Origin of the sequence: Lachnoclostridium sp. An169, assembly GCF_002160525.1 — a bacterium.
Taxonomy (GTDB): Bacteria; Bacillota; Clostridia; order Lachnospirales; family Lachnospiraceae; genus Mediterraneibacter; species Mediterraneibacter cottocaccae.
In genome coordinates, this window is record NZ_NFKT01000007.1 from 41,636 (window position 1) to 63,754 (window position 22,119).

General features: G+C 52.1%; 20 protein-coding genes and 1 pseudogene. 8 read left to right on the forward strand and 13 right to left on the reverse strand.

The features are described from left to right. Positions 1–74 precede the first annotated feature (74 nt). Positions 75–1,004, forward strand: a complete 930-nt coding sequence (locus B5F07_RS07035) for an ArsR/SmtB family transcription factor (RefSeq protein WP_087160565.1) — start codon at positions 75–77, stop codon at positions 1,002–1,004. Between the two features lie 123 nt (positions 1,005–1,127). Here B5F07_RS07035 and B5F07_RS07040 read toward each other — a convergent pair whose 3' ends face one another. The 4 genes from B5F07_RS07040 to B5F07_RS07055 form a co-directional block, all read right to left on the reverse strand. Beyond that, positions 1,128–3,335: a CAP domain-containing protein gene (locus B5F07_RS07040; protein ID WP_087160566.1), complete on the reverse strand. Its 2,208-nt coding sequence runs from the start codon at positions 3,333–3,335 to the stop codon at positions 1,128–1,130. 117 nt (positions 3,336–3,452) lie between these two features. Continuing rightward, positions 3,453–4,331, reverse strand: a complete 879-nt coding sequence (locus tag B5F07_RS07045; protein WP_087160567.1) for a hypothetical protein — start codon at positions 4,329–4,331, stop codon at positions 3,453–3,455. Continuing rightward, complete coding sequence (locus B5F07_RS07050; RefSeq protein WP_087160568.1) at positions 4,328–5,230, reverse strand: ATP-binding protein; 903 nt, start codon at positions 5,228–5,230, stop codon at positions 4,328–4,330. The genes B5F07_RS07045 and B5F07_RS07050 overlap by 4 nt, the downstream gene beginning before the upstream one ends. A gap of 3 nt (positions 5,231–5,233) precedes the next feature. Further along, positions 5,234–5,962, reverse strand: coding sequence for a LytR/AlgR family response regulator transcription factor (locus B5F07_RS07055; RefSeq protein WP_087160569.1), 729 nt, complete (start codon positions 5,960–5,962; stop codon positions 5,234–5,236). 193 nt (positions 5,963–6,155) lie between these two features. On the opposite strand from B5F07_RS07055, the gene B5F07_RS07060 reads away from it, so the two are divergent. The 3 genes from B5F07_RS07060 (at position 6,156) to B5F07_RS07070 (ending at position 10,139) form a co-directional block, all read left to right on the forward strand. Further along, complete coding sequence (locus B5F07_RS07060) at positions 6,156–7,604, forward strand: nicotinate phosphoribosyltransferase (protein WP_087160570.1); 1,449 nt, start codon at positions 6,156–6,158, stop codon at positions 7,602–7,604. Positions 7,605–7,631: 27 nt separating this feature from the next. Next, on the forward strand, positions 7,632–8,690 hold the full coding sequence (locus tag B5F07_RS07065) for a D-alanine--D-alanine ligase family protein (protein ID WP_087160571.1): 1,059 nt from the start codon (positions 7,632–7,634) through the stop codon (positions 8,688–8,690). A 69-nt stretch (positions 8,691–8,759) separates the two neighbouring features. Further along, positions 8,760–10,139: a UDP-N-acetylmuramoyl-tripeptide--D-alanyl-D-alanine ligase gene (locus tag B5F07_RS07070; RefSeq protein WP_087160572.1), complete on the forward strand. Its 1,380-nt coding sequence runs from the start codon at positions 8,760–8,762 to the stop codon at positions 10,137–10,139. Positions 10,140–10,336: 197 nt separating this feature from the next. Here the strand turns inward: B5F07_RS07070 and B5F07_RS07075 are convergent, their stop codons facing one another. The 4 genes and pseudogenes from B5F07_RS07075 to B5F07_RS23270 form a co-directional block, all read right to left on the reverse strand. Then, on the reverse strand, positions 10,337–11,257 hold the full coding sequence (locus B5F07_RS07075; protein ID WP_087160573.1) for a DMT family transporter: 921 nt from the start codon (positions 11,255–11,257) through the stop codon (positions 10,337–10,339). A 91-nt stretch (positions 11,258–11,348) separates the two neighbouring features. Continuing rightward, positions 11,349–11,978, reverse strand: a complete 630-nt coding sequence (locus B5F07_RS07080; RefSeq protein WP_330397762.1) for a Fic family protein — start codon at positions 11,976–11,978, stop codon at positions 11,349–11,351. Between the two features lie 147 nt (positions 11,979–12,125). Next, a pseudogene (locus B5F07_RS23360) lies at positions 12,126–12,242 on the reverse strand (helix-turn-helix domain-containing protein); the annotation flags it as partial. Positions 12,243–12,386: 144 nt separating this feature from the next. Continuing rightward, entirely contained in the window at positions 12,387–12,509 is a 123-nt protein-coding gene (locus B5F07_RS23270) for a hypothetical protein (protein WP_275533111.1), read from the reverse strand. Positions 12,510–12,534: 25 nt separating this feature from the next. On the opposite strand from B5F07_RS23270, the gene B5F07_RS07085 reads away from it, so the two are divergent. Continuing rightward, on the forward strand, positions 12,535–13,245 hold the full coding sequence (locus B5F07_RS07085; protein WP_204248826.1) for an ABC transporter ATP-binding protein: 711 nt from the start codon (positions 12,535–12,537) through the stop codon (positions 13,243–13,245). A 30-nt stretch (positions 13,246–13,275) separates the two neighbouring features. After that, positions 13,276–14,067, forward strand: coding sequence for an ABC transporter permease subunit (locus B5F07_RS07090; RefSeq protein ID WP_087160576.1), 792 nt, complete (start codon positions 13,276–13,278; stop codon positions 14,065–14,067). An 8-nt stretch (positions 14,068–14,075) separates the two neighbouring features. Here the strand turns inward: B5F07_RS07090 and aroE are convergent, their stop codons facing one another. Then, a complete protein-coding gene (gene aroE, locus B5F07_RS07095; RefSeq protein ID WP_087160577.1) occupies positions 14,076–14,951 on the reverse strand; it encodes a shikimate dehydrogenase in 876 nt (291 codons plus the stop codon). A gap of 157 nt (positions 14,952–15,108) precedes the next feature. On the opposite strand from aroE, the gene B5F07_RS07100 reads away from it, so the two are divergent. Together B5F07_RS07100 and B5F07_RS07105 are read left to right on the forward strand one after the other, a co-directional pair. Further along, positions 15,109–15,840 (forward strand): response regulator transcription factor, encoded by a 732-nt coding sequence (locus B5F07_RS07100; protein ID WP_087160578.1) that lies wholly within the window; start codon positions 15,109–15,111, stop codon positions 15,838–15,840. Beyond that, the gene (locus tag B5F07_RS07105; RefSeq protein WP_087160579.1) at positions 15,837–17,303 is read left to right on the forward strand and encodes a sensor histidine kinase; all 1,467 of its coding nucleotides are present in this window, start codon (positions 15,837–15,839) and stop codon (positions 17,301–17,303) included. Before B5F07_RS07100 ends, B5F07_RS07105 begins: the two co-directional genes overlap by 4 nt. A gap of 50 nt (positions 17,304–17,353) precedes the next feature. Here B5F07_RS07105 and B5F07_RS07110 read toward each other — a convergent pair whose 3' ends face one another. From B5F07_RS07110 to B5F07_RS07125, 4 genes are read right to left on the reverse strand one after another with little or no spacing between them, the layout of a single operon-like run. After that, positions 17,354–18,367, reverse strand: coding sequence for a choloylglycine hydrolase family protein (locus B5F07_RS07110; RefSeq protein WP_087160580.1), 1,014 nt, complete (start codon positions 18,365–18,367; stop codon positions 17,354–17,356). 20 nt (positions 18,368–18,387) lie between these two features. Further along, the gene (locus tag B5F07_RS07115) at positions 18,388–19,905 is read right to left on the reverse strand and encodes an iron-containing alcohol dehydrogenase (protein WP_162613063.1); all 1,518 of its coding nucleotides are present in this window, start codon (positions 19,903–19,905) and stop codon (positions 18,388–18,390) included. A gap of 2 nt (positions 19,906–19,907) precedes the next feature. Next, positions 19,908–20,141: a MoaD/ThiS family protein gene (locus B5F07_RS07120; protein ID WP_162613064.1), complete on the reverse strand. Its 234-nt coding sequence runs from the start codon at positions 20,139–20,141 to the stop codon at positions 19,908–19,910. 21 nt (positions 20,142–20,162) lie between these two features. Next, a complete protein-coding gene (locus tag B5F07_RS07125) occupies positions 20,163–22,115 on the reverse strand; it encodes an aldehyde ferredoxin oxidoreductase family protein (protein ID WP_087160583.1) in 1,953 nt (650 codons plus the stop codon). Positions 22,116–22,119 lie beyond the last annotated feature (4 nt).

A 22,119-nucleotide genomic window follows, 5' to 3' on the forward strand; every position in this document is an offset into this window, starting at 1 on the left:
ATATTTATCATTGATTCTCTGTGATTTTTTCTTTATAATTATGAAAAATGTTAAACTGCAATGAGGTATGTCTTATGCTGCATATTAAAAAAATCGAAGATGGAATTGAACTGTACAAAGCTCTCGGATCTGATCTGCGCATCCAGATCATCCGGCTTCTTCTGGAGAACACGGAGATGAACCTGAACGAAATCGCCGCCGCACTGGATGTCACCAACGGCGCCCTCACAAGCCACATCCGCAGACTGGAACAGTGCGGTCTGATCAGTATCCTCTCGGAGTCTGCAGGACACGGGAACCAGAAAATCTGCAGGATCAACACGGACCGGATTCTGATCGATGTAAAGCCCCAGGGGATTCAGGAAAAGAAAAACATGTATTCTGTAGACATTCCGGTGGGGCAGTACACAGATTACAGCGTATTCCCCACCTGCGGAATCTCCACACCGGCACATCTGATCGGAGAAGTGGACGATCCGCGCTATTTCGCCCATCCGGACCGGACAAAAGCCGGGATTCTCTGGTTTGGGAAAGGCTATGTGGAATACCTGATTCCCAACCTGCTTCCCGCCGGCGCGGAAATGACGCAGATCACCCTCTCCGCCGAGTTATCCTCCGAAGCTCCGGGGGTAAACAACAACTGGCCCTCTGACATTTCTTTTGAGCTGGACAGCCTGCCCCTGGGTACATGGACCAGTCCGGGCGACTTTGGCGATGTCCACGGCGTCTTTACCCCGGACTGGTGGTTTCCCTACTGGAATCAGTACGGGCTGCTGAAGACCATTATCATAAACAAAAAAGGAACTTTTATCGACGGGCTGAAAATCTCGGACCGAAAGATCGATGATTTCCATTTCGACTATAAAAGTTCCATTCATTTCCGATTTTCCGTGTCCGAACAGTCCGGAAATTCCGGAGGGATGACCCTGTTCGGAAAAAGCTTCGGAAATTATGACCAGGATATCCGGCTTCTGGTGTCGTATACACCGGCGGGAGGGGTATAGGCTTCTCCCCACCGGGAAGCGCCTGATCAAGCTGCCAGTTTACAGACAAAGAGGGATGCCGCCGAATCGCTTTCCGGGGCATCCCTCTTTGTCTCTAAATCTGTTCTTTTATTATCTATTTTCTTATCTTCTGAACTTTCTTCGCAGACCAAGCGCACCTGCTCCCAGTACAACTGCTGCACCTGCAACAGTCATCCATACGAACACGCTGCTGTTGTCACCGGTCTTCACTGCGCCATTCTGCGCATTTCCCGATGTGCTGTTCGCAGCCGTTCCGATCTGGCCGCCCTGTCCGCTCTGGTTTCCAGTCGAAGCTGCCGGAAGTTTGGCAATCGTCTGTGATTCCACATATCCACAGTCCGCACATACTCTCTGACGCAGTCCTTCTTCCGTGGAAGTTGCATTTTTCACAGTCTTCCACTCACCATAGTTGTGTGCCTTCACAGGGATCTCCCGGGTTGCCACGATCTCGCCGCATACAGTACACTTCTGGATCTGCTCGCCCTTCTCCGTACAGGTAGCTTCTTTCACAACTTCCCACTCTCCTGCCGTATGGCCGGTTGCCGGAATTGCAATGATCTGCTCTTCCCCGCAGAGCGGCTCGCTGCAGACAACTTTTCTGCTTCCTGCTTCTGTACATGTAGGCTCTTCAAGGATGGTTCCCTCTCCGCTGAAATCATGTACATGAGTGGACTCAAGCGTCGGGATCACCTGTTCCTCAACTGCATCGCAGCGGCTGCAGGTTCTTCTCTCAAGACCTTCTGTCTCCCACTGAGGTTCCGTCACAGTCTGCCACTCGCTCCAGTCATGTCCAAGTGCCGGAATATCCACTTTCTTCACTGCATCGCAGTTCGGATTGATGCAGGCAACTTCTTTTTCTCCCGGATGAGTACAGTCAGGCTCTGTCAGGATTGTCTCCTTACCGGTAAAATCATGTTCGTGGTTCTTGGACTCTGCCGGAATCACTTCCGATTCCTCACGTCCGCAGCGCTCACATTTTCTTACTCTGAGGCCATCCTCATCCCATGTCGCCTTTGTAACAACATCCCAGTCACTCCAGTCATGTCCGAGCGCCGGAACTGTCTCTGTTGACAGAACCGCACCGCAGCGGCCGCATACTGTCTGGACAGATCCCTCTGTCAGACACCCTGCTTCTTCCAGTACATTTTCAACCGGATCATGACCAAGAGCTTCGATCACTCTTGTCTCAGTGAAACCGCATATGGAGCAGGTTCTCTCTTCTGATCCGTCATGTGTACAGTCTGCCTCTTTTACCGTGGTCCATGCGCTCATGTCATGCTCACCGGTTGCCGGAAGCACTTCTTCGGAAAGTACTGCTCCACAGTGGCCGCACTCTACTTTCACATATCCGTCTTCCCCGCACTCCGGTTCCACGCGGGTCGTGATCTGTCCCTCTGCCGGATGGCTGCATGTAACACGGACTGTTTTTGTCGCAGTCATTCCGCCATAATTTACGGTAAGCGTATATGTTCCCGTTTTTCCCTGCTCAGACGCAACAATCATACCGTCTTTGTCTACCGTAAGCGGTGCATCATCGGAGATTGTCACACCGTTCCCCGGCTCCACCAGGGCATTCGCTATTACTCCGTAATAGTAAAGCTGCCCGTCGCTTTCCAGAAGAAGCACCGGGTCCAGCACTGTGGAACTGCCTAATTCCACATCTACCTCAGGCTCCAGGAACTGGATCTCAAACTCCCCCTGTACCTGCGCCTCAATAAAATCAGGATCCATCGGATAGATCACATCTCTCTCAACACCGTCCTGCCCGGTTGCCGCTGCCGGAGTTGTATCAGAGGGATTTCCCGTAAAATACTGAACCCAGTAATTGATTCCGCCCATCTGTACACAGCCGATTCCGATATGGGTATAATTCGGGTTCAGAATATTCTCTCTGTGTCCCTCGGAATTCATCCAACTGTACATGACCAGCTGCGCATTCGGCTGTCCTGCGGCGATATTCTCGCCTAATGCCGTACTTGTCAGCCCCACGTCATCCGACAGGGAAAAACAGTCTCTGCCATCCGGTCTGGTATGAGAAAACAGAACTGTCAGCTCGAACGCTCTCTGGATTGCCATTTCCTCCTGCAGGTCCGTCATCACAAGCGGATCCACACCAGCTGCTGCTCTTTCCTGATTTACAAGTTCCAGTACTTCTCTTGTCTGCGCTTCGTTGGATGTCCCGTAGGTATAAACCCAGACTGTAGAGGATGACTCCGCCGCTTCAACATTCAGCGGCGTACCCCCCCCCAATCCGAAAAACATCACTGCACAGAGGACAAGAGAAATGATTGCTTTGCATTTCCTCTTCACGATTTTGTCCTCCTTTGTTTCGTTTCTTTCAGCAAATGTCTAAAGCCTGTTATATTATAATCCTTTTGTGAAATTCCGGTCAACCGTTTTTCCCAATTTCAGGAAATTTCTACATTTCTACATCCTCTCCACAATCCGCTTCAGCTCCGCCAGATACTCCTGCGCCTTCTCCGGATCTTCCTCCATCAGGCTTTCTACCATCTGAAGGTGATTGCCGATGTCATGTCTGACCTTTCTCATATGCATGCTCTTTTCTTCCACGCTCCGGTAATACTTCATATCCTCCGTCATCTCATTTTCCCGTTTCTGTATCTGTTCCTTCAGATATTCTTTTTTCATATAATGGAAAATCAGATAGTAGACCAGTATCGTGATGACAATAAATATCACCATTCCCATCCGGTAAACGAAAAACGTATTTCCGTCAAATATAATCTTTCTTCCGTCCGCCGCCTTCTGCATATAGTTCATGCCGACCGCCTGCAGCGCCAGAAGGTCCAATACAAACTGAGACAGAAGAAAGGCGTAAAATTTATTCAGTATACTTTCACTCCAGCTTTCCCGCAGATGCCTGATCAGGTACATCCACCCGGTCTGGACAAATATCAGCAGGACACTGACCACAACTCTGGGAATCAGCATCTGTTCATCAAGCGGCTCTGCCGATATCGCGTCCTTTCCAAGTACCACAATCGAGATGCCTTCCACCGGGATCGTGATTCCATACAGCAGTGTAAAATAAAGAAGGGTCTCTCTCCACCCGTTGTCGTACCAGTAACAGATCCACAGAAATATCAGGGCATATCCGGCAAAAGGCTTCCACCAGAAATAAGGGATCAGAACCGATACCGTATTGCAGATGCCAATTCCCAGAAGCACAAGAAGAAATGTTCTTTTCTTCCCTGTCTTTCCCGGAGTCAGAACCATGGATATTCCCCCTGCCGCGGCAAAAGCCTGCATAAAAGCATAGAGGACTGATAAAAGAAGTATCCTCATTCCGCATCCTTCCTTTCTTTCCTGCAGTCCAGATACACAATAATCTGAAATACTCCGTCCTGCCGCTTCACACTCATACCTCCGTGATACTCTTCCGTAATCCTCTTTACAATCTTCAGCCCGATTCCGTGCACGCCGCCGTCCTTTTTATGTCGTACAGGATCGTTGACCGCTTTCCGGACATATGGGTTTTTCACTTTAATCACCATGTTTCCGGAGAACATCGCCGCCCGCAGTACAATCTTCCTTTTTCCTTCTTCCACTCCGGAAACTGCCTCGATGGCATTGTCCAGAAGATTGGAAAAAACACTGCACAGTTCCAATGGATGAACGGAAAGCCCGTCCGGAATCTTCAGGCTGGCGTCCAGGCGGATTCCATACTTTTCTGCCATTTCCATTTTGTCGTAAATGAGAACGTTCAGCAGTGTATTCCCGCACCATATGGGACGACGTGTCCGCTGAAGCGTTTTCTCCATCTCACCGGTTATTTTCCGAAATTCCTCGTTTTCACCGACCGTTTTCCCGAACTCTTCCGCCCCGGTGCCAGTCCGATCCTTCCTGTGCTGTACATATGTTTCCATCTCTCCGATCTGGCGCAGCAGATTCCCGCGCAGCATCTCATCCTGCTGCTCTTCCCTCTGAAGATGTTCTTTCCTGATCCTGTCGTTTTCCCTGTGATAATCTGCCAGGGCGAGAGCATTCTCCATATAAACGCCATCCACATCCAGGAGTATAACCCGGAATAAAAAGAAATTTCCCCCGCACCCGGTCAGAAGCGCCGCCGCAGCGGCAGCAACCGAAACAGGCACTCCCTTCTGTATGCTGTCCCACAGCAGGAGTGCCAGCAGAATCGTCTGTCCAACCGATGTCAGGAGAAACAAAATTTTCTGTCGTCTCATCTTTTACAGCTTTGCCCCCACATACTGAAAATACTTTTCTCTTGCTTCTTTCAGACGGCTCCGGCTTACATCCACCATCCGCCCGCTCTCCAGTTCAATCTGATGTTTCTCGAAATTACGGATCCGGTCCATGTTTACAAGGAAACTTTTATGGCACCGGAGAAACTGATCCGGGAGCTGTCTTTCCAGATGATCCAGTTTTTCATAGCAGCGTTCTTCCTTTCCGGCAAAATACACAGTTACAATTCTCCGCGAACTCTCAAACAGCTCCACCTGGTCCAGCGGTATCTTGCGGATCTCTCCTCCTATCACGCGCAGGGCAAGCGTTTTCTCCGGACACAAATCTGCCTCCGCTTCTTTCTCTTCCGCCGCCTTCTCCAGCATCTGCATACAGATCTCCCTGTTCAGCGGTTTTCTCAGCACGCCATATGGTTTTACCTTGAGAAACAGGCCTTCCAGATAGTTATCTACATGTCCGCTTATGAATATAATCTTAAGCTGTGGATTTTTCTCTTTGAGCTGCGCTGCCAGTTCAATGCCGTCGCTCTCTCCAAGACAGATATCCATGAGCGCCATGTCGAAATCCCGCACATTCTTTTCCGTCGCTTTTTTAAACTCGGCCATACTGTTGCAGGCAACAGTCCGCACCTGTCCTCCCAGGCTCTCCCCGACCAGCCCGGTCAGTTCCTCCAGGAACTTCTTTTCATCCTCGCAGATCAGTATATTCAGCATCACAATTCCCCCTGCAGATCCCTTTTTCCTCTGTTATCGCCGTCAGCCGCGGATATGACAGAATATAGTATATTTTATTTCGCAGGCAAAAGCAAGTTCCGGGTGCAGAAACCGTCGAATTAACCGTTGTCCCCTCCCTGCTCGTGTGCTATAATCGAAAAGAAATTATTGTAAAGCAAAAGAGGGAAATGTTATGAGCGCACAGAATCTTACTTTGCTGACCGACTTATATGAACTTACCATGATGCAGGGCTATTTTGAGACACAGGAAAACGAGACTGTCATCTTCGACGTATTCTTCCGGGACAATCCGAACCAGGGCGGCTATTCTGTCATGGCGGGACTGGAACAGGTCATAGAATATATCAAGAATCTCAATTTTTCCTATGAAGATGTGGATTACCTGAGGGGGCTGGGGATCTTCAGCGATGATTTTCTTCACTACTTGAGCGGATTTCATTTCAGCGGAAATATTTACGCCATTCCGGAAGGCAGCGTAATCTTCCCCAAAGAGCCGCTTGTCAAGGTCATCGCCCCGATCATGGAGGCTCAGCTTGTAGAGACAGCGATCTTAAATATTATCAACCACCAGTGCCTGATCGCCACGAAGGCTTCCCGCGTTGTCTATGCGGCACAGGGAAACGGCGTCATGGAGTTTGGTCTGCGCCGTGCGCAGGGTCCCGATGCGGGTCTTTACGGGGCGCGTGCCGCCATGATCGGCGGATGTGTGGGCACCTCCAACGTACTGGCAGGGAAAATGTTCGACGTACCGGTTCTCGGAACCCACGCCCACAGCTGGATCATGAGTTTTAAAGACGAATATACCGCGTTCAAGGAATACGCGAGACTCTATCCGGACTCCTGCACCCTTCTCGTGGACACCTACGACACTCTGAAATCCGGCGTTCCCAACGCCATCCGGGTATTCCAGGAGATGCGGGACGCAGGGATCAGACCGAAGAGCTACGGTATCCGCCTCGATTCCGGAGACCTTGCCTACCTCTCCAAAAAAGCGAGAAAGATGCTGGACGCAGCCGGATTCACCGACGCTGTCATCGCCGCTTCCAACGATCTGGATGAGTTCCTGATTAACGACCTGAAGATCCAGGGCGCGGCCATCACTTCCTGGGGCGTAGGAACCAACCTGATCACGTCAAAGGACTGCCCGTCCTTCGGCGGTGTGTACAAACTGGCAGCCATCCAGAATGAGGAAGGCGAGTTTATTCCCAAAATCAAGATCTCGGAGAACACGGAGAAGATCACCAACCCGGGCAACAAGACGATCTACCGGATCTATGACAAAGAGACCGGCAAGATCCGCGCGGACCTGATCTGCTTCGTAGACGAGGAGTACGACACCGACAAAGACCTGCTGCTCTTCGATCCCAACGCCACCTGGAAAAAGACCCGGCTTGCCGGCGGAACCTATACCATGAAAGAGATCCTGAAGCCCATTTTCATCAACGGCGAGTGCAAATATGATTCTCCTTCCGTAAAGGAGATCGCAGATTTCTGCCGCCAGGAAAAAGAGACGCTGTGGGATGAGACCAAACGTCTCTTCAACCCTCATAAAGTATATGTAGACCTGTCGCAGAAACTGTATGATACAAAGACAGAACTGCTCAACAGCGTTAATGTATAAATAAGAAGATAAGGAGTATCTGATATCATGAAGATCATCGTATTGGCAGGCGGATTAAGCACAGAGCGCGACGTTTCGCTCTCCTCCGCTGCCGGAATCTGTAAAACATTACTGGAGAAAGGACATGACGCATATCTTCTGGATGTGTTCCTTGGTCTTGAGAATCCCCCGGAAAATCTGGAGGATGTGTTCACTCTTCCGGGACACGGACTGGAGATCGCCAGCGGCATCAGCACCACGGAGCCGGACCTTGCGGCAGTAAAAGCTTCCCGTCCGGATCAGTCCGACTGTTTCCTCGGGCCAAATGTTATCGAACTGTGCCGCCTTGCGGACATCACATTTATCGGCCTCCACGGCGGTGAGGGCGAGAACGGGAAACTCCAGGCCACATTCGACCTGCTCGGAATCCGCTACACAGGTCCGAACTCCCTGGGCTGCGCCGTGGCAATGGACAAAGGGCTGACCAAGCAGATCTTCCAGCAGTCCGGAGTCTCCACCCCGGAAGGCGTCTGCATGTATAAAAATGACAGCGACCACGCTTTGGCATCTACAGGACTTACACTGCCCGTCGTGATCAAGCCGTGCTCCGGCGGCTCCAGTATCGGCGTATATATCGTAAATACAGAGGAAGAATACGAAAAGGCACTGGAAAATTCGTTCCGCTACGAGGATGAAGTCGTCATCGAGACATTCATCAAAGGCCGGGAATTTGCCTGCGGCATCATTGACGGCGAGGCCCTGCCTCCGATCGAGATCATTCCGAAAACCGGATTCTTCGACTATGCCAACAAATATCAGGACGGAGCTACCGACGAGGTGTGCCCTGCGGACATCTCCGAAGAGATCTCCGAGCGGATGAAAGAACTGACTGTCAGAGCTTATCACGCGCTGAAGCTGAATGTGTACAGCCGCGCCGACTTCCTTCTGGATGCAGAGGGCAATCTGTACTGTCTGGAGATGAATACGCTGCCCGGCATGACAGCGGCAAGTCTGCTGCCCAAAGAGGCAAAGGTCATGGGAATCGAATACGGCGACCTGTGCGAGCTGATTATCCGGAAGTCCCTTGAGGCCCGGTATTCCCGGTAAAGCCCCGGGAATTATAAAAATGTGGCGGGCTGATGGCTGAATGACATCTGCCCCGGAATGGAGTTATTTATGAAACATATGTCTTTAAAGGAAATCGCTGCTGCCTGCGGCGGAACACTCTGCGGCAATCCGTCCGCGGAAGCGCTCCCGGAAACATTCCTGGACCGCGAAGTCAGCAGTGTTGTCATCGACAGCAGAAAAGTGCAGAAGGACAGCCTCTTTGTCCCCATCAGAGGTGCGCGCGTGGACGGTCATACATTTATCCCCCAGGTCATGGAAAAAGGTGCGCTCTGCGCCCTGTCGGAGGAAGACCTCGGAGAAGTTCCGTATACCTATATCCGTGTGGCATCCTGCGAACAGGCGCTCAAAGATCTGGCAGAACACTACCGCTGTTCCCTTGACATCAAAGTTGTGGGGATCACCGGAAGCGTAGGCAAGACGAGCACAAAGGAAATGATCGCCTCCGTTCTCTCACAGAAATACAGAGTGCTGAAAACCGAGGGAAATTTCAACAATGAAATCGGACTTCCCCTGACTGTATTCAACATCCGCGAGGAACACCAGATCGCGGTGCTTGAGATGGGAATCAGTGAATTCGGGGAGATGACCCGTCTCGCCAAGGTTGCCCGTCCGGATATCTGCGTGTTCACAAACATCGGCTTCGCCCACCTGGAGAATCTGGGTTCCCGGGACGGCATCCTCAAAGCAAAAACCGAGATGCTCACATTTATGAATCCGGAAGGAACCGTCATCTTCAACGGCGACGACGACAAACTCCGCGGCTTCAAGCCTGAAAACGGGATCACCCCCGTATACTTCGGTCTGGATGAAAGCTGTGATTTCCACGCATGCGATGTAGAAAACAGAGGACTGAAAGGAACCGATGCCCGGTTTGTGACGCCGAAATCCACTTTCCACGCACATATCCCTGTTCCGGGGGACCATATGGTATACAATGCCCTCGCCGGAACTGCCGTAGGATATGCACTGGGAATGACCGATGAGGAGATCGCCCGCGGAATCGGCGCTCTCGTCCCCATTGCCGGTCGCAATCACCTGATTGAAACGGACCGCTTCACGCTCATCGATGACTGCTATAACGCCAATCCGGCTTCCATGAAATCCTCCCTCTCCGTACTCGCCTGTGCGGACACAAGGAAAGTTGCCATCCTAGGCGATATGTTTGAACTCGGGGCAAAGGAAAAAGAAATGCACTATGAGGTCGGACAGTACGCCGCCGAAGCCGGCATCGATGTGGTGATCTGCATCGGGGAGCTGTCGAAAGAGACTGCAAGAGGCGCACAGGAAGGAACGGAAGTTCATCACTATGATACAAAAGAGGCATTTTTCAGCGATATGGGAAATGTGCTGAAAGAACATGACACCATTCTCGTCAAGGCATCCCATGGGATGGGGTTTGCGGAGATTGTGGAGCGACTGCAGAGGTAAGTGGAGATACTGCAGGGTCAGATCAATATTTCTTATCCCATTGTCGCAAAATAAAAGCTTAGGACTGTCGAAGGGCTTTTGCGCTCAACAGTCTTAAGCTTTATTTTATACCATTTCAGGTCTTGCAATTCAATCCGCACAGACAGTTTTAGGGAAGATTTTTGCAACCTGTTGCAAGTTTCTGTCGCAGTTTTCTGTTACACTTTTTTCTTCTCCGGCAGCTGCGCCAGGATCACCGCAGCGAACACAAGCACACATCCGAACATCTCCCTGCCGGAAAGCCGCTCGCCGAGGATCACCCATCCGGCAAGTACAGAAAAGACAGACTCCAGACTCATCAGAAGCGATGCCACCGTGGGGTCTGTTTTTTTCTGGGCGACAATCTGCAGGGTATAACCCACTCCGCTTGAGAGCACGCCCGCATACAGGATCGGCATCCATGCAGACAGCATCCCGCCGATCTGCGGCTGCTCAAAGATCAGCGCCGGAATCCCGCACAGAATCCCGCTTACAAAGAACTGGATGCAGGACATGGACACGCCGTCAACCTTTGGAGAGAAATGGTCGATCACAAGAATATGTACCGAAAATCCCACTGCACAGAGGATCACGTAAAAGTCTCCCCTTGCAATGGAAAAACCTCCGTTGATACAGAGAAAATACATCCCCACAACCGCCAGGGCAACACCGATCCACACCTTTTTTCCCGCTCTCTTCCCCAGAAAGATTCCGATAATGGGCACGATCAGTATATACAGTGCTGTGATAAATCCCGCTTTTCCCGCACTCGTATACATAATCCCGATCTGCTGAAGGGAACTGGCAACAGCAAGCGCCGCACCGCAGCATATACCGCCGAGGAGCAGTGTTTTCCGCTCCTGCTTTTTCTCCGCCGCATGTTTCACCTTATTCTCATCCGGCAGAACATCCCTCTTTTTCTTTCCCCGGTTCATCACATATATAACCGGGAGCAGGGCAATTCCCCCTAAAATACTTCTTGCCGCGTTGAATGTAAACGGTCCCACATAGTCCATCCCCACGCTCTGGGCTACAAATGCACACCCCCAGATAAACGCAGTCAGGACAAGCAGAAGATTGTTTAAGGTTCTGTATCTCATCGTATTTCCTCTTTCCTTTTAAGTATGAGAAATATTTTAGCAAAATCATCCTCAAAGCCGCCCCGCTTCTCGGACCTTATTCTTTTAGATATTAGGCTTCCAACATTGCCAGATAGCTGTCTAACTTTGTATTCACATACCCGGCAAACAACTTTTCCATCGCATTCAGATTATGTTTTACATAATATTCATCAAAAGCATTGTAATAAGCAACCCGATCTGTAAATTTAATATCAATTGGCGGATATCCCGCTTTCATCAGTTCCAGATTTACAAGCAACCGCCCAGTACGGCCGTTACCGTCTATAAACGGATGAATGCCTTCAAATTCAATATGGAACCGTGCGAGCCTGGGAATGATATGCTCGGTGCTGTTTCTATAAGCTTCCAGCAACTGCTCCATCTCAGGTTGAATAAGATAAGGCTGTACCGGTTCATGTTTTGCCCCCATAATTCTTACCGGAACTCTTCTGTAAACCCCACGGTCATCTTTTTTATCCGCCAGTACCAGATAATGAATCTGCTTTATCACACTCTCTGATAATGGCACCTGCTCCTTTACCAGATCCCGTACAAAATAAAAAGCTTCTTTATGTCCGACCGCCTCCATATGGTCTTTGAGAGGTTTTTGATCAATCGTGAGGCCGCGCAGCACCATATCTGTTTCCCGCAAGGTCAGCGTATTACCTTCAATCGCATTGGAATTATAAGTATACTCCACCACAAATTCTTCTGTAAGCCGCTCTGTCTCTCCTTCTGTCAATGGGCGCCTGGTGTCCAATTCTGCTTTCTTTCGGTCAATCATCTCTAACAGACTTTCTGCAGATCTATATCGGCCATCCTCCGGTTTTTTTGCCTCTTCCGGAATCTTCCAACTACGTCCCACACGGATAACTCCCGGAATTTTTCCTTCTGAGCATAAGATTCGTACTCTTCTGTCTGAAATTCCCCACTTCTCTGCTGCTTGTTTTACTGAAATATACATAAGTATTTCACCTCGCTTAGCCAATAATATACCCCATTATCGGAATAATAGCAACGCCATCGGAATAATATTTAACGTTTATCGGAACAATGCAACTGTTAAAAATCCTTCCGGTGAATTAAACTTTGACGACTGGTTTGCATTTTAAGGTTCATTTAAGGTTATTCCCATCTCCCCGAAAGGTTCCTCCTGTATCATAATCTCTGTCAGATAACCGCAGTATTGCTTATCCGCCATACATCCGGCGCGCTGCGGATTATCTTTCATTGATTATCACCAGGAGGAATTTATCATGTCTGAAACAATATTAAAACTCTCCCACCTTCAGAAAGGATACAGGAACTTTCCGGTGCTCAAAGACGTTTCTTTTCAATTGAGCAGAGGCCATATTCTCGGGCTGATCGGGAAAAACGGCGCCGGAAAGACCACCATGATGAAAACCATCCTCGGGCTGAACCGGGGATATCAGGGACAGATCGAATTTGACGGTGCCCCTCTGAAAACAGATGATCCGGATACCAGGAAGCGGATCGGCTCCCTTGTGGATGTGATCTTCTACGAGGACATGAGCGCGCGGCGGAACTTAAAGCTTCTCGCCATGCTGGACGGCGTCCTCTCCCCGAAAGAGGCGAATCAGAAAATTGATGAACTTCTGGAGTTCGTCGGACTCTCCGGATCGGCGGGAAAAAGTGTGCGCACCTTTTCCTTCGGCATGAAGCAGCGGCTCGCACTGGCGCAGGCGCTTCTCACAAGCCCGGATCTGCTGATCCTGGACGAACCCTTTGTCGGGCTTGATCCTGTGGGGATCGAGGATACAAAGTCGCTGCTTCTCTCGCTCAGCCGGGAACAGGGCGTTTCCATCATCTTCTCAAGCCATCAGCTCACAGAGGTATGCAGCCTGGCAGATGACATCGTCGTGCTCGCAGACGGTAAGATCCGGCTCGCAGACACCTATGCCAATATCAAAAATTCCGGAGTTTCCTTCATCGACCTGCTCCGGTAAATATTCACTGTAAGAAAGGATATCAAGACTATGTTCTCATGGAAAGTACTGAAATCGGAACTCTATAAAAATATCAGCCGGAAAAGCACACTCATCCTGCTTATCCCGGCTGCACTTTCTCTGTTAATTGCCATCGGCGTCCGCAGCGGCGCCCTGGAGCTCACACTGACCACGGGAGAGACAGGCGCACTCTCCTGTATGGATTACCTGTTTCTCAGCTGGACCGTCCTCTCTTCCCTCGGAATCACGGGGATCATCCTTCTCCTTTTCTCTTCCTTCGCATTCTCCGGAGAGATCGAGCGCGGGCAGATCCGCCTTTATCTCCTGCGGACAGGGAAGCGCTCCGGCGTCCTTCTTGGCAAATATCTGGCGTCGGTGATCTCCTCCCTTTGCTCTGTACTGGCTGCCCTTGCCTGCACGGTCATCTCCTACTACTGGCTGATCGCAGGTTCTTCCCTGGGAAACGGCGGATTTCATGGCTCCGCTGTCGGCGGGCTGGGCACGGGAGAGATTCTCGCTTATATCGGGCTCGGTCTTGTGATGTATCTGCTGTGGATCTCCGTCACCTTCCTGATCGGTCTGTTCTGCGGTCCCTTTGTCACTTTCATCCTGTCCGCCGTGTTCCTCTACGGAGGAAATTATCTTGCCGCCCGGGAAACCGCATTTTCAAAACTGCTCCCCGCCTACTGGGGAAATCAGCTTCTGACCGGTGAATGGGACTCGTGGCTTCCCGCCGCAGCCGCCACCGTTTTCCTGCTTCTCCTGGTCTGCCTGATCCTTGGCGCAGCCATATGGCGATTCAGCCGGATGGACATGCGCTGAACCCATTCCTAGGAAAAGAATTTCTCCAGAACCTCCTGCGCCGGCATTTCCTGTCCGGTGTAGAGCTCGAACGCCGCTGCTCCCTGCCAGAGCAGCATGCCGATACCTCCCACCGCGGCGCGGCACCCTGCTTCCTTCGCCTTCCGGATCAGCAGTGTCTCCCGCGGGTTGTATACCACATCCGCCACGGCAAGTTCCGGGCGCAGGCAGCTCTCCGGCACGGGCATTACATTTTCCAGAGGGCTCATTCCGGCACGTGTGGCATTGATCAGAATATCGCTCTCCCCGATCACTTTCGCGAGAAGTTCTGTATCATCCAGATCGTTGATGCACACCTCTTCGATTGTCGGAACTGCGTTTCTGATCTTCTCCACCGTCTTCTCCCCGTTTGCGAAGAACTCATCTTTCCGGTTGAAGATGGAGATCCCGGAGGCGCCGTCCAGAGCTGCCTGAACCGCGATTGCCGTAGCCGCGCCGCCTGTGCCGAGAAGGACGATTTTCTTCCCTTTGATCTCCACGCCGTGCTCCTTCAGGTTGCGGACGAATCCGATTCCGTCAGTGATGTGTCCCGTCAGAGTGCCGTCCTCTTCCACAACCACGGTATTGCAGGCTCCCACAAGCTCTGCTGCCGGGGAAAGGCGGTCCACAAGCTGCGCCACCGCTGTCTTGCAGGGCATTGTCACATTGAATCCGCCTGCATGGAGCGTGCGCAGGGCGTCCACGGCCTCTTTCGTCTTCTCCAGCGGTACGTCGAAAGCGAGGTAGGCGCTGTTGATCCCCAGTTTTTCAAAACTGTAGTTATACATGGCAGGGGAACCGGAATGTCCCACCGGGGAACCGATCAGTGCATATAATTTTGTGTGTCCGTCTATTCTTCTTTCCATTTTGATATACTCCTTCCAGCAAAAAATGTTATACTTTTCTCTGTGCAGAACAGATCTGCAAAACACAGTTATTATAGCACATTCTCCGATGCACCGGAACACCTGCCGGAACACTTTATCGAAAACCCTGCACTGATATATTTAGGAGGAAACCTTCATGAATCACCGCATATTAATCGCAGACGACGAAAAGGAAATCTTAAGCCTTCTGCGCCTTTACCTTGAAAACGCAGGCTTTTCCGTCCTGGAAGCCACAGACGGCGAACAGGCTCTCGCCCTGATCCGCTCAGAGAAACCGGATCTTGCCATCCTGGACATCATGATGCCGAAGATGGACGGCTATACCCTGATCCGCCGGATCCGCAGCGCCATGAACCTTCCCGTCATCATTCTGTCCGCCAAAGGGGAGACTTCCGACAAAGTCCTGGGGCTTGGCATGGGCGCGGACGATTATATTGCCAAACCCTTTGACGCCCTGGAAGTTGTGGCCCGTGTGGAGGCTAACTTAAGGCGCTTTTACCAGCTCGGTTCCCCCGTAACAGGACGGACAGGACATGCCGGACAGAATGAGCCGGAAAATGAGTCGGGCAGCCCGCTTATCCGGGTTCACGACCTGACTCTGGATACCGAGAAATGTATTCTCATAAAAAACGGAACGGCCATTGAACTTACATCCATCGAGTATAAGATGCTGCGGCTCTTCATGGAATCTCCGGGCAGGGTGTTTACGAAAAAGCAGATCTATGAGGCTGTCTGGGGCGAAGATTATTATGCGGATGACAACAACATCATGGTCTATATCAGCAAAATCCGGGACAAAACCGGAGAATATGAAGGAGGTTCCTACATCCGTACCATCCGCGGTCTCGGATACAAAATGATCTCATGAAAAAGAAAACATTAAGCCAGTACATTATCCGAAAATATGCGTCGTTCCTGATTGTCCTTGCCCTGCTCGTCTCCGTTATCTACAATGCGGTTTCCCTGTTTCTCTTCGGCACGGACATGCTGAACACCCGCGCCATTTTAGACGCCGCCACTTTAATTTCTTCCGACTATGAGAACACCGATATCTCCCTTCTGGATGATATCGGCGGGTGGATCGAGATTCTGGATGAAAACAATCAGGTGATCTACACAAAAGGGACCGTTCCGGAGCCGAAAGACAGCTACACACAGTCTGAGCTTCTCACCCAGAACGCCCTGGGCTCCCTGCTCCGGGCGGACAGTTTCACCGTTGCGGGAGTGATCAATATCACCTACAAAGGGGATCCCGCTAACCGGCAGAAATACGCCGCCACCTACACTGCCTTTGAACGGGACGGCAAAACGCTGACCGGAATCGTCAAATTTCCCGCAGAAAATGTATCCGCAGGAATCACATTTATCAATCCCCGGGGAGAGCTTGCTGCCCGCTGGCACCTGACGGCGCTGGTGCTTGCCGCCTCTGTGATACTTCTTCTGCTCGCCTGCCTGCTCCGCTATTCCCATGTCATCCGGGTCCACCTGGCAGCTCCAAACGCCCGTCTCGTGGAAGGTCTGCGGGAGATCACAGCAGGGAACTACTCCTGTCACCTTGAACTGAATGCCGAGTACGAATACCGGGAGATCGAGGATTCCTTCAACCTTCTGGCGGACGAACTGAGACAGGCAACAGAGGAGAGGGACCGGCTGAACCGGGAGAGGCAGCATCTCTTAAGCAGTATCGCCCACGACCTGAAGACCCCTATCACTACAATCCAGGGCTGTGCCCGCGCCCTCGCCGACCACATGGTATCCTCTCCGGAGCAACAGGAAGAGTATCTGGAAGCCATCTGCCGCAAATCCGCCCATATGACGGAACTGGTCAATAAGCTTCTGGAATACAGCCGCCTGGAAAACGACAGTTTCCGCCTGACACTGCAGGAAACAGATTTCGCTGAACTGGCACGCAGCTGCGTGATCGACTGCTACGACGCCTTTGAGAAAAATGAAATGACTCTGGACGTGGACATTCCCGACGCAGAGATTCTGCTGAATATCGACCCCACCGAGACCCGCAGGGTGCTCCTGAACCTGCTGAACAACAGCATTGTCCACAATCCGCCCGGCACAAAGGTCCATATAAGGACGAAAAAAGTCGAAAACTGGTGTATTTTTGAAGTCCGGGACAACGGCACTCCCATTCCTCCCGGGATCCAGGATTCCATCTTCGAGCCTTTCGTATGCGGCGACCGGTCCAGACAGACCAGAAACGGCAGCGGCCTCGGTCTAAGCATCTGCCGGACAGTAGCAGGGAAACATGGGGGAGATGTATTTCTGAGAGAGGAAAAAGAGGGCGAAAAAAGCTTTGTGCTCAGGCTGCCTTTATGACAACCTGAGCACCTTAATAAGAAACGGGCGTTCCCCCGATACAGATCATTTCAAAGCAGATCAAGTAAAACCAACCGATCCCCATCCAGATCCTGTGCCCGCATATCTGCGCTGCGGACTGTGCTGTCATCATACGTCTTATAATAATACACCCCGGTCTCCGTATTCACACAGCAGGAATAAGTAGTGATATCATAAGTCCCCGCCTCCGTAATCACGGTTCCCCGCACCATCGCCACTCCGTCCAGGATGTGGAAAAACTGGGCGACGCTGCTCTTCTCATCCTCCGGCGCTCTGGAATTCCATTTCAGAAAGGCGGCGCGCACAAACCGGGAAGCGGAAGAGGCATCTCCCGGAAGCCCCAGTCCTCCCATTCCCTGGGCGTAAGTCTTCAGCGGGAGCCCCGGGGCAAAACGGTTCGCCGGACTTTCCGCCGTAAGATTCAGGTAATTGTTCATATTCATACGGTGATACGCAAAAGGCGGATTATTCGTCAGCACGCCGAAGGGATTGTCATAAATCATCAGCCCCTCTTCCACCGCTTCAATGACAAGGCACCGGCTCCGGTCCGCAAGCATCCAGTGAAGCGGTGCAGGCGGCATGTTTTCTGCAAAGGCCCGGTTCGTCACAATCATTTTCCTCAGATACGGCTCCGCCTCGTCAACAGAGGCGCACCGGGAGAGAATCCAGGGGATGATCTCGAAGGACGCCACGCAGACTAAAGCGGCCGCTGATGATTCCGCCGTGCCGGCGCGTCCATTCTTTCCCGGTCCGGCTTCTGTCTCCTGCTGCCCCGCCGGCTCCTGATAAACTGCATTTCCCGGGAAGTTAAGCCCCGCCATGCCAAGTCCCTTTTCGTTCACCGCCTCCGCATACAGAGGAAAGCTGTCATTGGCGGAAGCCATACCGATCATGGCATAATGCCGGGACGCTCCCGCGCCTTCCCGGAACCGGAGGGAAAAATTCCGCGGCGTCACAACCACCTTTTCCCCGAAAGAACTGTCCAGATCCAGGTTCCGTCCAAAATAAAAACTCCCGTTTTCCCAGGTTATACATGTACACATGGATTTCACCTCCGCTCTTATTATCGGTCACTGTCCCCGGTTTCCATACACGTTTTCAGAAATTCCTTAAATTCTGCCCTGGTCCAGATCACCGGCACGGGATAGAGAGGATTGCCTTCCTTCTCCGCCCACTCCACGATCTGGTCAAGGTCTTCCTCCCGGATCATGTCCAGTCGGTCCGGGATCTCCATTTTTATCTTCAGATCTTCTATCCAGCGGATAAATGCCTCTGCCTTTTCCGGAATGCTCTCGTCCGCGCCTGTCAGCCCGCATACATCGCTGAGTTCGGCAAGCTTTTTGTGGGCCGCCTTCCCGAACGCCCTCATAACGTGAGGCAGAAGAACCGCCATGGCAAGCCCGTGAGGTGTTCCGTACAGTCCGCCCAGTGTATGCCCGATGGCATGGACATATCCCACCGATCCGCGGGTAAATGCCCTGCCCGCCAGAAATGCCGCCTCCTGCATGTTCTGTCTCGCCTCCATATCCGAGCCGTCCGTATATGCTCTGTACAGATTGTCGTAAATCAGGCGGACCGCCCTGCGGCACATTTCTTTTTCCAGCCTGCTGTTGTATGTATTGTTCGTATACGCTTCCACCGCATGGCAGAGAGCGTCCATTCCCGTCGTAGATGTAACCCGTGGAGGGAGCCCTTTCGTCAGCTCCGGATCCAGAACTGCATACTTCGGCATCAGGCAGAGATCGTTCATGGACGCCTTGTGGTGAGTGGCGGCCTCCGTGATCACCGCCGCAATGGTCGTCTCCGAACCGGTTCCCGCTGTGGTCGGCACTGCAAAGATCATAGGAACAGGGCGGAGAATCCGGAACAGTCCCTGAAGTTTTCTCACCGGTTTCCGCGGTCTGGCAATCCGGGCGCCGATCCCCTTCGCGCAGTCCATCGGAGAACCGCCGCCGAACGCGATCATAGAGTCACAGTGGTTTTCCCGGAAGAGGCGGACTCCTTCCTCCACATTTTCATCTGTAGGATTCGGAGCCACACCGTCATAGATCACATACGGGAGATCCGCTGTTTCCATGGCGTCCAGCATTCCCTGAAGAAGTCCCAGCTCCATCAGGGTTCCGTCAGTGACAATAAGCACCTTCTTAAACTTCCGGCGCTTCACAGCCTCCGGCAGCTTCTTCACACAGCCGGGTCCCCTTAAAACCTTCGGCACCCTCCACGGCAGGACATACATGGCATATTTCATGCCGTACTGGAAGATCCGGCAGAGCACTTTTTTCCCCGTCCACCTTGTCTTAAGTCCATTCCGGGACACACCGCTTTCACATCTTTCCTTCTCCATGCTTCCACCTCCCATACTTCCTTCCCTCCTCATCTCAATCGCCCGGATGGGACAGACCTTCGCGCAGATCCCGCATCCGATACATTTCGACGTGTCAGCCCGCGCCACAGTGCGGATATCTCCATGGAACTTCGGCTCTTCTATGGCAATGCAGTCCATCGGGCAGTTCTCCACGCAGACCGAACAGCCGGCGCATTCTTCTTCATGAATCCAGGGTATTTCTTTTATTTTCTTCATAATCATCCACCTCCCGCCGGGGCCAGCAGTGCCACCTCATCCCCGTCTTTTAAGGATCTGTGTCTGCCTGCCGGGTTCCCGTTTACAAGAACAACCAGATCTTTTGCCTCTTTCCGGGTCGTATTGGGAATCCGGTTTAACAGTCCGTCAATATTCTTCACTTCATTCTCGTCACACCGGAATGTTCCGGTCCCGGCCCGCAGCCGGGCGACACCGAATATTTTTACCGTAACCATGCACCCACCTCCGCTCATTTCTCAGGCCTTTCTTTTCGGACCTTCCGCCTGATCTGCAATCTTCAGTTTCTCAAGGATCCGCTTTGCAGGCAGTCCGTCCCTGTTCCACCCTCTTGCGTGATAGTAGACTTTCTTCAGCTTCTCCAGAGGCACTTTCGAATCCGGATCTTTCGGATCCTGCAGCGTCTCCGTGAGCCGCCTGGGCAGAGCGTCCTTGTTGGCATTCACACCGAATCTGCGGTTCACCTCACGCTCCAGGTTAAATCCCCGTTCCCCGCAGCGGATATACCTGCCGAACGTCATCTTCATCCCCGTAGTGTATTCAAATCCCTTCGTGTGGTGGAACACCGGAAGATGGAAACAGGCGATCTCCGGGAATTTATTGATAATCCGCACCACAGGACCGGTAAATGGCAGCACCTTGTTGACCAGCTTCGTATACCAGGCGTTGGGGTGGTTCATCAGCGGCGTGGGGAAGAAGGCGTAGCTGGTGAACAGACACTGGCCGGACGCAGAGATCATCTCCATCAGATCCTGGAAAAGCATGGTCAGATCCGCCTTGCTGTGATAAGTGGTCTGGTTCATGGACAGTCCCAGTCCTTCCAGAATCACCAGATATCCGCCGTTCAGATGGCATCCTCCCCGGTTGCTGGTGGCATAGCCCAGCCCCAGTCCCACGGCTTTTCTCGGCTCGTACGCCGCAAGCTCCATTCCTTTCGCGTGGACAGCGAACTCTTTCCCTCCGTATTTCTCCGAGAGCCGCTTACTCCCTAACGCAAGCTCGTCACCGATTCCGCGGCGGTACGCGATATCTTCGAAAATCTTCGAGAGTTCCCCGGTTTCGGAAAATTTCAGTCCGTTGTCCCACAGCCCTTTCTCGTTCGCCTCCATGGCGTAGGAGATGGTGTTGGCACAGGAGATGGTATCCATTCCCAGTTCGTCCAGCTCATAGTTCCACTTCAGGATAGACTCCAGATCATTATTCAGGATCCCCCCGCCGAGAAGAACCAGGGTCTCAAGCTCCGGTCCCTTGACCTGCTGCCCGTTCACCTCTACCGTGCGGGCGCAGCGGATCGGACAGGTAAGACACCCCTTATTTACAATATTATATTTCTCCGCCAGCTCCTCGCCGCTGACTTTTTCAAACTCATCATACTGCCCATAGGTATAATTCTTCGTGGAAAGAATATGCTTCATCTGCATGGCGCTCACAAGCCCTGCCGTGCCAAGCTTCGGGAGCTGGCTGCCGGTCAGCGGGTGTTTTCTCAGATACCGGAACCATTTCTGCGTGTGCCGCACCATCTTCTCCCTGTCGTAGACCGGTACTTCTTTATTTCCCGACGCGCACACGGCTTTCAAGCGCATCCATCCCATCACCGCCCCGGTTCCGCCGCGCCCGGAGACCCGCTCGTTGGATACGATACAGGAATAGAGCACCAGATTCTCCCCTGCCGGACCGATACAGATTTTCCCGTTTTTGCGCACCCGTCCGTTTTTCAGGCGCATTTTCCCGTCCAGCGCCTGCTGGGTCTCCCCGGTCTTCATCCCCCAGATATCCTGTGCGTCATGGAAAATGACGTTTCCGTTATTGATCTCAATCCAGGACGGCGTCTCGCATCTCCCGGTCAGGATGAGGGCGTCCAGTCCTGATTTCTTCAGATAATACCCGAAATGGCCGCCGCAGTTGGACGATGTGATATACCCGGTCTGGGGCGACAGGGTGGAAATATTGAAACGGCTGGAACTTGGAGCTCCGGATCCGGTCATCGGTCCCGTTGTAACCACAAGAAGGTTCTCCTCGGAAAACGCCTTTTCCTTTCCTGTCAGATGATCTCCCAGAATCTTTGCCGCCATGGTCTTTCCTCCGATAAAAAGCTGTCTTTCCTCATCGGAGAAAGGATACTCCGACACCTCCCGGGTCGTCAGATTGATCTTCAGTACCTTCCCCATATAGCCGCCGTATTTTGTTGCCATATTC